Source organism: Kribbella sp. NPDC050124, assembly GCF_044460355.1.
In the GTDB taxonomy this organism is placed as follows: Bacteria; Actinomycetota; Actinomycetes; order Propionibacteriales; family Kribbellaceae; genus Kribbella.
Genome location: NZ_JBITJU010000042.1, coordinates 31555 through 42422, shown reverse-complemented (window position 1 = coordinate 42422; position 10868 = coordinate 31555). Strand labels below are relative to the sequence as shown.

The following is a 10868-nucleotide window of genomic DNA, read 5'->3' as shown; positions in this document are numbered from 1 at the left end:
TGGATCAACAAACCCACCGAAGGCCAGCAGCAGGAGAACTCGGTTGACTCAATGAATCCCTAACCAACCCGCCTCAAAAATCTTGACACGCAGCGACCCCCAGCACATCGGCCTGGGCGTCAGAGGCCCGCGATGGACTTGGCGCGATTCAGGACTGCGTCGAGCATGGGGGCGGTCAGTTTGCCGGTGAAGGTGTTTTGCTGGCTGGGGTGGTAGCAGCCTAGGACCGTGACGTGGCCGATTTGGTGTTCTACTGCGTGGCCGAATGGGGGGCGGGGCTTGGGCACAGCGACGCCGGTTGAGGCCAGGGCGGTCAGGAGGGCGTCGTAGCCGAATTTGCCCAGGCAGATGATGGCTTGGGTGGTGGGGAGGGAGAGTTGGAGTTCGCGGCGGAACCAGGGTGCGCAGGTGTCGCGTTCGGTGGGGGTGGGTTTGTTGGCGGGTGGGGCGCAGCGGACGGCGGCGATCATGCGGGTGGCGATGAGGTGAAGGCCGTCGCCGGCGTGTTCGCTGGTGGGTTGGTTGGCGAGGCCGACGCGATGGAGGGCGGCGAAGAGCCAGTCGCCGGAGCGGTCGCCGGTGAAGACGCGGCCGGTACGGTTGCCGCCGTGCGCCGCCGGGGCGAGGCCGGCGATCAGGATCCGTGGCTCGGCGGCGCCCCAGCCGGCGATCGGACGGCCCCAGTACGGCTGGTCCGCGAACGACTTCCGCTTGCCTAAGGCAACTTCCTCACGCCACTCGACCAGCCGCGGACAGGCTCGGCACACCGACACCCGGGCCTCGAGCTCCCCCAACTCGTCGGTCTCCGCGAGCCGCAGTACGTCGGCAGCGTCGGCAGCCACCGGAGTCCGTCGTACGGCGGGATCCTCGGGCCACCCCGTACCTGGCGGGACCGGGCTGTCGAACAACTCGCCCGTCAGCGGATGCGGAAGCTTCATGCGTTCAGACTAGAGACGTGAGCGTGATTGGTGTGGTCGCCTCGGCAGCCGGCGGAGTGGAGCAGTTGAAACAATGCGGCCCACGCGGGGCATCCCGCGTGGGGCGGTCATCTGGATGTGCTCAGGTCGGCGGGTGTCGTGCTGGTGGAGTGGGAGTTGCTCGAGCCGCGGTCCGAGGGCGGACGGTCGTTGCCCTGGGACCGCATTCTCGAGTCAGCTGACAAGCTCCTCCTCTAGGACGGGCTCGGGTGCAGCACGCTGAGCACGGCGCGCGGCGGGAATCGCTAGCGCCAGCAGTACGGCGACCGCGCAGAAGCCGGCCAGGAGCAGGAAGGTGTCGGTGAAGCCGGACTCGGCAGGGAGGCCACCGGGTTGCAGGTGACCGGTGATGATCGAGCTGGCGATCGCCGTACCGATCGAACCGCCGATGGTGCGGATGTTCGCGTTCATGCCGGTCGCGGCGCCGGTCTGCTCGCGCGGCACGTTCTGCACGATCAGGCTGGTCATCGACGCGTAGGCCAGCCCCAGCCCGAGGCCGAACAGGGCGGTCGACAGCGCCACCTGCCACGGCCGGTCGTGGAACTCGGCGAAGGCCACGGACGCGACCAGGCTGAGCGCCGATCCCCACACGACCTGCGCCTTGACGCTGAACCACGGCGCGATCGGCCCGCTGAGCGAACCGCTGATCGCCATCGTGACCAGCATCGGCAGCATCAGCAGCCCGGCCTGGGTGACGCTGGAGCCGAATCCGAAGCCGGCGACCGTCGGGATCTGCATGAACTGCGGCACGAACGCGTACACGGCGAACATCGCCGCACCGAACAGCAGCGCCACCAGGTTCGTCGTCCAGACCGCGGGCAGCCGCATCATCCGCATGTCGATCAACGGGTTCCGCGACCGGAGCTCGACAGTGATCCAGGAGACCAGCAGTACGACGGCCGTCGCAAACAATCCGATTGTCAACAATGAACTCCAGCCCCACGACCGGCCGGCGCTCAACGGCAGCAGCAAGGCGACCAGCCAGCCCGACAGCAACGCAGCCGCCAGCCAGTCGATCCGGCCGGGCACGCGATGCGGCGACTTCGGGATGTAGAGGCGGACCAGAACGCCGGCCACGGTGATCACGACCAGCGGAATCCAGAACAGCCAGCGCCACCCGAGCGCCTCGACGATCGGTCCGGCGAGCACGATCCCCAGCCCACCGCCGACCGCGATGACGGCGGACAGTACGCCGACCACCGACGGGACCCGCTCGGCCGGGAACTCGTCCCGGATGATGCCGAACGCCAACGGAAACGCCGCCCCGCCGAGCCCCTGCACCACCCGGGCTCCGATCAGTACGCCGATGTTCGGGGCAACCGCGGCAAGCAGACAGCCGACCGCGAGCGCGGCCAGCGCGATCAGCAAGGTGCGTTCCTTGCCGACCATGTCACCGATCCGGCCGAGCAGTGGGGTTGCCACCGAGACCGACAGGAGCAGTGCGGTGAACACCCAGGTGACGGTGCTCGCCGTCGTACCCAGGTCGCGCTGGATGACCGGGAGAGCCGGGCTGACCAGCGACTGCAACATCGAGAACGCGGCCACGACGGTCGCCAGCACGGCCAGCGTGAGCCGTGGTGAAGTGCCATTTCCAGGCATGCAGAAGTCCTTCAAAGAGGTGTGGGTCGCCGCGCGCAGCGGCGTGCGAAGTCCCCGGCCTGGTAAAGTCGAGGTATGCCTCCACTATAACGGAGGCATACCTCCGGTTCCAAGTCGATAGGGTGAAGTGTGGATCAGACCAGGCCGGCGTTGCAGGTCGACGTACGGCGGCCGCAGCGAGCCGACGCGCGGCGGAACTTCGACGCGCTGCTCGCCGCCGCCCGGGACGCGTTCGCGGCGAAGGGCGTCGAGGCGTCGCTCGAGGAGATCGCGCGCCAGGCCGGGGTCGGCATCGGCACGCTCTACCGCAACTTCCCGACCCGGCAGGACTTGCTGAACGCGGTCTACTTCGGCGAGATCGAGGAGCTGTGCATCGCGGCGGAGGAGGTCGCCGACCTGCCGCCGTGGGAGGCGCTGACCACCTGGCTGCGCCGGTTCGTCGGGTACGCCGCGACCAAGCGGGCGATCTGGGAGTCGCTGAACCGCGAGTCGGAGAGCTTCAAGGCTGCCCGGGAGGCGATGTACGCGGCCGGGACGCCGTTGTTCGAGCAGGCGCAGAAGTCCGGCGACGCCCGCGCCGACGTGAACTTCGACGACGTACTGCGGATGGTCAGTGGACTGACCGCGGGCAGTTTCGTCGACGAGGCGCAGCGCGATCGGGTGCTGGCGATCGCGTTGGACGGGATCCGCGTCCGCTAAGCGCGCGTCCGTCAGGTGATGGAGAGCGCGACGCCGTCCAGGATGTCGTGCTCGGACACCAGCACCTCGTCCACGGCCATCCGGTCGTACAACCGCTGCAGGATCAGCGCTCCGGCGCCGATCACGTCCACTCGTCCCGGATGAATCGACCGTACGGCGGCACGCTCGGCGCGGGTCGAGTTCGTCAGCCAGGCGGTGGTGGCGCGGAGGTCTGCTCCGGAGATGCGGGCGTGGTGGATGCGCGACCGGTCGTACTCGGGCAGGTTGAAGGCGACGGCGGCGACTGTGGTGACGGTGCCGGCGACGCCTACCAGGGCGCGGGCTTCCGTGAGCGGGACTGTGGTGGAGTCGAGCAGGGCGTCGACGTCTTTGGTGATGGCGGCGAGCTCGGCCGGGGTCGTCGGGTCGGATCTGACATGGCGCTCGGTCAGGCGGACTGAGCCGATGTCGAGGGACTCGGCGGCGATGACGCCGCTGGTGTCGCCGAGGACGAGTTCTGTGGATCCGCCGCCGATGTCGGCGACCAGGTACGGGCCGGGGACGTGGAGTGCTTCGGTCGCGCCGCGGAAGGTCAGCTCAGCTTCCTCGGCGCCCGAGATGATGTCGGGCTCGACGCCGAAGCGCTTGGAGATCCCCGCGAAGAACTCGTCCCGGTTGCTCACGTCCCGCGCCGCCGAAGTCGCCACAAACCGAGTCCGCGCCGCACCCGCCGCCCGAATCACCCCAGCAAACTCATCCGAAGCCGCAAACACTCGCTCCAAGGCCTCGGCCGCAAACGCGCCACTCGCATCCACCCCCTGCCCAAGCCGCACAATAGTCATCCGCCGATCCACCTCCACCAACTCACCACCGACAAAGTCGGCGATCAACAAGCGGATCGAGTTGGTCCCACAGTCAACAGCCGCAACCCGCGTCACAACGCCCCCTGCGGGGGCGGGCAGAAAGCCGGGGGCCGGGAGGCGGAACCGGCGCGGCGCCGGGAGGCGGGAGGAGCGGCCGGGGGCCGGGAGGTGGTGGGGTTGGCCGCGGCGTGCTCAGACACACGGGCCTCGGCGGCCCCAGTCGTCCAGGGCTTCCAGGGTTTCGTCGCCTAGAGGGTTGGTGCCTGGGCTGGTTGCCAAGGAGTGGCCGGCTAGGACATGGAGGCATTTGACTCGGGTGGGCATGCCGCCGGCTGAGATGCCGGCTATTTCTTCTACATGTTCGATGGACTCGCGGTGAGCCAGGTACGCGTCGTGGGCTGCGCGGTACGACTTGGCGAGGTCCTCATCGGAGGCCAGGCGGTCGGTCATCTCTTTCATCAGGCCCTCGGCTTCGAGGGTGCCGATGGCGGAGGCGAGGCGGGGGCAGGTCACGTAGTACGTGGTGGGGAAGGGAGTGCCGTCCGGGAGGCGGGGCTCGGTTTCGACCACGTCGGGGAGGCCGCAGGTGCAGCGGTGGGCGATCGAGCGGATCCCACGCGGGGTCCGGCCCAACTGCTTGCCGATAGCCTCGATGTCTTCTGGGCTGACGCTCAACGGGTTGCCTTCGGCGACGGGGTGAGGATGGGCTTCGGGGTCGGCTTGGCCGGTGCCGGCGTGGCCGGGGTCGCGGGCTTGCCGGCTCCCTCGACGCTCCCCCACAACTTGGTGTACCAGTTCGGCTTCTCGGCTTCCGCCGTACCGTCCGAGGGGGTCGCGGGCTCCGGCGGTGCGCCGACCGGCTTGCCGTCCGCGCCGATCACCCGGTAGCCGACCTCGCCCGGCATCACCCAGCCGAGCCGCTGCCGCGCCTGCGCCTTCACGTAGGCGTCGTCGTCCCAGCGGGCGATCTCGTCGTTCAGCTCGGCGACCCGCTTCTCCCGGTCGCGGATCTCCTGCTGCAGCGCGGTGATCTGCTGATGCTGGTCGAACCACACCCGCAGGCTCTGCGCGTACGACACGATCAGCGCACCGAGCACGAGCAACACGACGGCCGCCCGGCCGGTGAGGTTGCGGGAGCCGCGGGTCCGGGCCGGGCCGGGCGTGGTTCCCGTCGTACGGCGTTTGGGCTGGTCGCCCCGCCGGGCCGGTGGACGCGACTGGGTACGGCTCGACGGACGCGAGCCGGGGCGCGAACCGGATTCCCGACGGGGCGGCACGTCAGGTCAGCCCTTGAACCGCGGGAAGGCCGAGCGACCGGCGTACTTCGCCGCGTCGTCGAGCTCCTCCTCGATCCGGAGCAGCTGGTTGTACTTCGCGGTGCGGTCGGACCGGGCCGGGGCGCCGGACTTGATCTGGCCGCAGTTCGTCGCGACCGCGAGGTCGGCGATGGTGGTGTCCTCGGTCTCGCCGGAGCGGTGGCTCATCATGCAGGTGAAGCCGCTACGGTGGGCCAGGTCGACCGCGTCCAGGGTCTCGGTCAGCGAGCCGATCTGGTTCACCTTCACCAGCAGCGAGTTCGCCGCCTTTTCGGTGATGCCGCGCTGCAGCCGCTCGACGTTGGTGACGAACAGGTCGTCGCCGACCAGCTGGGTCTTGGCGCCGAGCTCGGTGGTGATGGCCTTCCAGCCGTCCCAGTCCTCCTCGTTCAGCGGGTCCTCGATCGAGACGATCGGGTACGACGCGACCAGGTCGGCGTAGTAAGCGATCATCTCGTCGGCCGACTTCTTGCCGCCCTCGAACGCGTAGACGCCGTCGGTGTGGAACTCGCTCGCGGCCACGTCCATCGCCAGCGCGATGTCGGTGCCGAGCTGCAGGCCGGCCTTCTCGATCGCGATCACGATCAGGTCCAGCGCCTCGCGGTTGCTGGCCAGGTTCGGCGCGAAGCCGCCCTCGTCACCGAGACCGGTGGACAGGCCGCGCTCCTTCAGCACCGCCTTCAGCGCGTGGTAGACGCCGGCGCCCTGCATCACGGCTTCGGCGTATGTCGGCGCGCCGATCGGGGCGATCATGAACTCCTGCACGTCGACGTTGCTGTCCGCGTGCGCGCCGCCGTTGAGGATGTTCATCATCGGCACCGGCAGGACGTGCGCGTTCGGGCCGCCGACGTACCGGAACAGCGGCAGGCCGGCCGAGTCCGCGGCCGCCTTGGCGACGGCGAGGCTGACGCCGAGGATGGCGTTCGCGCCCAGCTTGGCCTTGTTCGGGGTGCCGTCCAGGTCGAGGAGGGCCTGGTCGATCAGCCGCTGCTCGTGGACGTCGTACCCGACGATCTCCTTGTCGATGTCCTCCAGGATGGCCGCGACGGCCTTCTGGACACCCTTGCCGCCGTACCGGGCCTTGTCGCCGTCGCGCAGCTCGACGGCCTCGAACTGGCCGGTGGACGCGCCCGACGGCACGGCCGCCCGGGCTACGGTGTCGTCGTCGAGCAGAACCTCGACCTCGACAGTGGGGTTGCCGCGCGAGTCGAGGATCTCGCGGGCGCCGACGGCCTCGATGGTGGCCACATTGACTCCCAAGTTCTCGATGACGAATCGGTTCTGAGCCTAGCTGGCAGACCAGCGGGCAGGGTGGACCGCGTCGGCCCTAACAATCGCATCAGCCGGGACGAAGCGCGTGAGTAACACTCCGTTGGGAGCCCGATAGACGGTCAAATCACGGGGATCCACACCCAGCAAGACTTCCACGGCCGATCGCCGGCCGACGTGACTGTCCTTGGACGGCGCCAAATGGACATGAGTACGCCGTCCCGGCAGCAAGCCGTGCACGCGGATACCGTCCAATGCCGCGGCCTGAGTCCCGTGCCAGAGCAGGTGGTCGGGATAGACCCGTTCCCAACTGTTCTCCAAGGCTTCACGTGTCACCGGCATCCCGTCGAGCGAGTGCCCCTGGCAGGCGCGGATCCGGTCGCCGTCGACCTGCAACCGCTGCTTGTCGTTCTGCTGGACCGCAACCTCCAACGAACGCCGGTCCATCCCCAGCACCTGCAAGACGTCCGCGACCGCGGCCCACCCGTCCGCACTCATCGTGAGGCCGCGTTCACCTGCTGTGTGACGGAGCAGCCTGGAGATCCTCCGGCTGTCCCTGCTCACAGCAACATCCCCTTCAGCTCCTCGACCCGGTCACCACGGTCCGCTCGGGTGACGACGTAGTACCGCACCGGCGGCAAGTCCTTGACCGGGATCTTCCGTACGGCGCCCGTCGTACGAACGGATCCGTTCACGACCGCCGGACCTACTCCTAGACGGACGAAGTGGACCAGCAGTTCCCACCCCTCCGCCTCCACCGCGACGGACCACCGGATGCCTTGGTCCAGCATGCTCCGCTCCAGCTGCTGCCGATGCGGCCGCCCCTTCGGCGGTACGACGAGCGCCTCGTCCTGCAGGTCCTTCAGCCGCACGCTGCGTCGGTCGGCGAGGGGGTGGTCGGCCCGGGTGATCAGGGTCTGCGGGTACTGCGCCAGCAGCGTGCACTCGAGGTCGTCGGGCGGGACCGCGAGCGCGGTGACCCCCAGATCCGCCGTCCCGTCCCGCACCGCCGCCAACGTCTCTGTGGCGTCACCGCTCAGCAGCCGCAGTTCATGGCCTCGCGCGAGGAACCGCCGGATCGGGTCGCCGAGGAGGTAGAGGTAGGCGCCGGAGCCGGCCACCACCGCCAGCGGTCGGGGCGGGGCGGCGTCGAGCGAGCTCAGGAAGTCGGTGGCGCGGTCGCGCGTCTCATTGGCGAACGCGGCCAGCCGCTCGCCGGCTTCGGTCAACTGCAGGACCCGCCCCCGCTTGGCGTAGAGCGGACGCCCCAGACGGGCTTCGAGTTTGCGGATCCGGGTGTGCAGGGCCGGCTGGCTGACATGGAGGTCCTCGGCCGCGCGGGTGAAGTTCCGGTGCTGCGCGAACACCGCGAACGCTTCCAGATCCTCAGCCACCAGTTCCATTGACGGAAACTATAGCTGCCTGAGTGATTACTAGTTCTGCTGAAGAGTCGACGCAGTCAGCCTGGTGACATGAACAGATTGGGAATCGACATCGGCCGGGTGATCATCGACGGGTCCTCGGGGACCGGTGACACGTCGTTCTTCTCCGGCGACACCGCGGCCATGCTGCGGACCCCCGCCGTACCAGGGGCTTTCGAGGCGATCGCGCGGCTGGTGCCGTTGTTCGAGGACGCGTGGCTGGTCTCGAAGTGCGGGCCGCGGGTGCAGCAGCGGTCGCTGGAGTGGTTGCGGCACCACCGGTTCTTCGAGCGGACCGGGATTGCCGAGGGCAACGTCCGGTTCTGCCTGCGTCGCCCGGAGAAGGCGATCCACTGCGCGGAGCTGGGGATCACGTACTTCGTCGACGACAAGCCGGACGTGATCGCCGCTATCACCCCGGTGGTTCCGCACCGCTACCTCTTCAAGAACTGGCGCTCCACCGAGGCGGCGATCCGGCGAGACCTAGGCGCCGAAGGCTCGTCGCGCATCGTCGAGCCCCTTGCGGTTCTCGGCCAGGTCGGCGATTCCGGTGCGAATGTCGTTTGAGCACCGCCACGCGAAGTACCCGGCCTGTACGGCGTACCGCACCTGCAGAAACGCCTCCAAGTGCTCGACCTCGGCGGTCAGCTCCGGCCGCTGCTCCAGGTACGCCGGCACCACCCGATCGGCCCCGTTGACGTACATCACCGCCGAGGCCACGTCGTACAACACCGGCCCGGGCATCGCCGCACCCCAGTCGATCAACGCGATCGTCCCGTCCGGCTGCCGCAGGAACGCCTCCGGAGCCGGATCCCCGTGCAACCACGCCCACGTCAGCGGACCGAGGCGCCGTACGCCCGCCGCCGCCCCTTCGACCGCCGGCCGAATCCACGCCTCCAGATCCAGCCACAAGTCGAAGTGCCGGAGCAGATCGAGCCACTCCTCCACCTCGCCCGCAGCAGTCGCCGACGCTCGGTGCACCCGCCCCAGCGTCTCGCCGACCGCCCAGGCATCGACACTCGTCAGCGGCACGCCGTCAACGAACTCGAGCACCCCGACCTGGCGATCCCCGACCCGCTCGACCACCCGTCCGGCTCGGCTCGGCCGAGGCCGCCCCGTCACCAGTCCCGCGTCATCAAGCCGAACCGCCAACTCCAGCCCAGGCTCGAATCCCCCGTCCCTGACGTCCACCGTCTTGACCACAACCCGCCAGCCGTCGGCGGCGGCAACCCACGTCTCGGAACCCATCCCGCCGAACAACGCCTCGACCCGCGCAGGCTTCAGGTCCCAATGCTCCGACAGCACCCCAGCGACGTCCACCGGCGCCACCTTGCCAGTGGCGCCGGCGAATCGCATCCGGTTTACCGCGCGAACGGGGCTGTCAGGCGCGGTGAGGAGTGATCCCACGGGTGCGGCGGAACCTTCTGCAGACGCAACGTGAGCTCGGCCAGCCGCGCGCGTAGCGCCGCCAGCCGGTTCTCCCGGTCGATCACCACTTGCAGACTCACCGGCTCAGCCCCCGGGATGCCGTTGTGGAGCGGCGTCCGGGCCCTGGTTCCGTCGGCTACGTCGATCGACCGCCGCTCCGGGCGGTTCGACAACCCACCGATCTGGAGCCGCAGGAAGTCGTACGGGGCCCGTGCCTGGTCGAGCACCTTCTGCGCATCACCGAGGACAGCCGGGATCACCTTCTCGACCAACTCGCGGTCGAGACTCCTGGCGGTGGCCAGATCCGCCTCGGCTTGCTCGACGAGTTCGTCGTACTGCTCCCGATCTGCGTCGAGGTCGTCCGACAACGCGTCCCGCTCGCGCGACACCTTGCTCCCGTCGAGCGCCTTGCCCAGGAACGCCAGCGTAGGCATCAGCAGGCCGGTCGTGACCGCCAGCATCACCATGACGACGGTGACCGCCGACTCGGCCTGGCCGAGCGTGTCCAGCCCGCGTTCGATCAGCGCGGTGGTGATTCCGACCGCGACTGTCGCGGTCACGACCAGGTACCAGAGCCGCTGGCGTTTGCTGACCTCCGCGTGATGCTTCTGTCCATCGGCGAGGGCTTCTCGCGCGTGGTTGTGCGCGCGAGCGGCGTGATCCACCAGCCAGGTCTGGCCGAGCATGATGTAAACGACCAGGATCAACGAGAACGTCCAGCCCATCCAGTCGCGCCACGGGCTGAGGATCGGGACGTTCAGGTAATAGGTGAGGAAAGCAAGGAAACCAAGGGCCTCGGCCCAGGGCGCAACGTGCGAGATCAGCCGCAGCCAGGCCGGCGCCCGGTCGTGGTGACGGTGGCCCTCGGCCCGGTCCGACTCGACCCGGTCCGTCAGCCAGTCGACCCGCTCTACGGCGGTCCAGCCGCTGTAGACCTTGTTGGTCTCCGGCGTGCTCAGGTCGCCCGGGAGCTTGCTGACGGCGTCGATTGTCGTCTGTACGTCGTCGCACAGCCGGTCGATCGCGTCGAGCGCCGGGTCGGCTTGGTTCTTGAGCCGCACCACGATCAGATCCTGCGCGTCTCGCCCGTACGGCGCACTCAGCTGGCGGCCGACGACATCCTGCGGCTCCCACTCGTTCCGCGGCGTGCCACTGGCCTGGTGATTGCGGATGACGTAGTCGTAATAGGTGGCGGCGATGACGTACTCCGCCTTCGTGCACAGGTCCGCCCGGACGGCTTCCCGTCGCGTGTACTGCGGTCCCCGGAGATTCTCAGTTCCGTTGTCCGGCAACGGAATCGCGTGACCGGCCATCTCC

Annotated in this window: 12 protein-coding genes; 2 read left to right on the top strand and 10 right to left on the bottom strand. The window is 68.8% G+C overall.

Going from position 1 to position 10868, the window contains the following annotated elements; translation table 11 throughout:
- Positions 1-119 precede the first annotated feature (119 nt).
- On the bottom strand, positions 120-938 hold the full coding sequence (locus ACIBL3_RS45275; RefSeq protein WP_396360231.1) for a uracil-DNA glycosylase: 819 nt from the start codon (positions 936-938) through the stop codon (positions 120-122).
- 213 nt (positions 939-1151) lie between these two features.
- Positions 1152-2576, bottom strand: a complete 1425-nt coding sequence (locus tag ACIBL3_RS45270; RefSeq protein ID WP_396360230.1) for an MFS transporter — start codon at positions 2574-2576, stop codon at positions 1152-1154.
- Between the two features lie 129 nt (positions 2577-2705).
- Here ACIBL3_RS45270 and ACIBL3_RS45265 point away from each other — a divergent pair, with 129 nt between their 5' ends.
- Complete coding sequence (locus ACIBL3_RS45265; protein ID WP_396360229.1) at positions 2706-3275, top strand: TetR/AcrR family transcriptional regulator; 570 nt, start codon at positions 2706-2708, stop codon at positions 3273-3275.
- 11 nt (positions 3276-3286) lie between these two features.
- On the opposite strand, the gene ACIBL3_RS45260 is transcribed toward ACIBL3_RS45265, so the two are convergent.
- The 6 genes from ACIBL3_RS45260 to ACIBL3_RS45235 form a co-directional block, all read right to left on the bottom strand.
- Complete coding sequence (locus tag ACIBL3_RS45260) at positions 3287-4192, bottom strand: exopolyphosphatase (RefSeq protein WP_396360228.1); 906 nt, start codon at positions 4190-4192, stop codon at positions 3287-3289.
- Between the two features lie 117 nt (positions 4193-4309).
- The gene (locus tag ACIBL3_RS45255; protein ID WP_396360227.1) at positions 4310-4792 is read right to left on the bottom strand and encodes a DUF501 domain-containing protein; all 483 of its coding nucleotides are present in this window, start codon (positions 4790-4792) and stop codon (positions 4310-4312) included.
- On the bottom strand, positions 4789-5394 hold the full coding sequence (locus tag ACIBL3_RS45250; protein ID WP_396360226.1) for a septum formation initiator family protein: 606 nt from the start codon (positions 5392-5394) through the stop codon (positions 4789-4791). The genes ACIBL3_RS45255 and ACIBL3_RS45250 overlap by 4 nt, the downstream gene beginning before the upstream one ends.
- A 6-nt stretch (positions 5395-5400) precedes the next feature.
- A complete protein-coding gene (eno, locus tag ACIBL3_RS45245) occupies positions 5401-6681 on the bottom strand; it encodes a phosphopyruvate hydratase (RefSeq protein WP_396360224.1) in 1281 nt (426 codons plus the stop codon).
- Positions 6682-6720: 39 nt separating this feature from the next.
- Positions 6721-7266: an RNA 2'-phosphotransferase gene (locus ACIBL3_RS45240; RefSeq protein WP_396360223.1), complete on the bottom strand. Its 546-nt coding sequence runs from the start codon at positions 7264-7266 to the stop codon at positions 6721-6723.
- Entirely contained in the window at positions 7263-8105 is an 843-nt protein-coding gene (locus tag ACIBL3_RS45235; RefSeq protein ID WP_396360222.1) for a LysR family transcriptional regulator, read from the bottom strand. The genes ACIBL3_RS45240 and ACIBL3_RS45235 overlap by 4 nt, the downstream gene beginning before the upstream one ends.
- 69 nt (positions 8106-8174) lie before the next feature.
- On the opposite strand from ACIBL3_RS45235, the gene ACIBL3_RS45230 reads away from it, so the two are divergent.
- Complete coding sequence (locus ACIBL3_RS45230; RefSeq protein ID WP_396360221.1) at positions 8175-8690, top strand: hypothetical protein; 516 nt, start codon at positions 8175-8177, stop codon at positions 8688-8690.
- On the opposite strand, the gene ACIBL3_RS45225 is transcribed toward ACIBL3_RS45230, so the two are convergent.
- Together ACIBL3_RS45225 and ACIBL3_RS45220 are read right to left on the bottom strand one after the other, a co-directional pair.
- On the bottom strand, positions 8607-9443 hold the full coding sequence (locus ACIBL3_RS45225) for a phosphotransferase enzyme family protein (RefSeq protein WP_396360220.1): 837 nt from the start codon (positions 9441-9443) through the stop codon (positions 8607-8609). The two genes, ACIBL3_RS45230 and ACIBL3_RS45225, sit on opposite strands and share 84 nt — an antisense overlap.
- 41 nt (positions 9444-9484) lie before the next feature.
- Complete coding sequence (locus tag ACIBL3_RS45220; RefSeq protein ID WP_396360219.1) at positions 9485-10864, bottom strand: hypothetical protein; 1380 nt, start codon at positions 10862-10864, stop codon at positions 9485-9487.
- Positions 10865-10868: the final 4 nt, after the last annotated feature.

What these genes read in the sequence shown, in the direction of transcription:
- ACIBL3_RS45220 (WP_396360219.1), bottom strand. Translation starts at nt 10,864, where the DNA reads ATGGCCGGTCACGCGATTCCGTTGCCGGACAACGGAACTGAGAATCTC.
- ACIBL3_RS45270 (WP_396360230.1), bottom strand. Translation starts at nt 2,576, where the DNA reads ATGCCTGGAAATGGCACTTCACCACGGCTCACGCTGGCCGTGCTGGCG.
- ACIBL3_RS45230 (WP_396360221.1), top strand. Translation starts at nt 8,175, where the DNA reads ATGAACAGATTGGGAATCGACATCGGCCGGGTGATCATCGACGGGTCC.
- ACIBL3_RS45275 (WP_396360231.1), bottom strand. Translation starts at nt 938, where the DNA reads ATGAAGCTTCCGCATCCGCTGACGGGCGAGTTGTTCGACAGCCCGGTC.
- ACIBL3_RS45235 (WP_396360222.1), bottom strand. Translation starts at nt 8,105, where the DNA reads ATGGAACTGGTGGCTGAGGATCTGGAAGCGTTCGCGGTGTTCGCGCAG.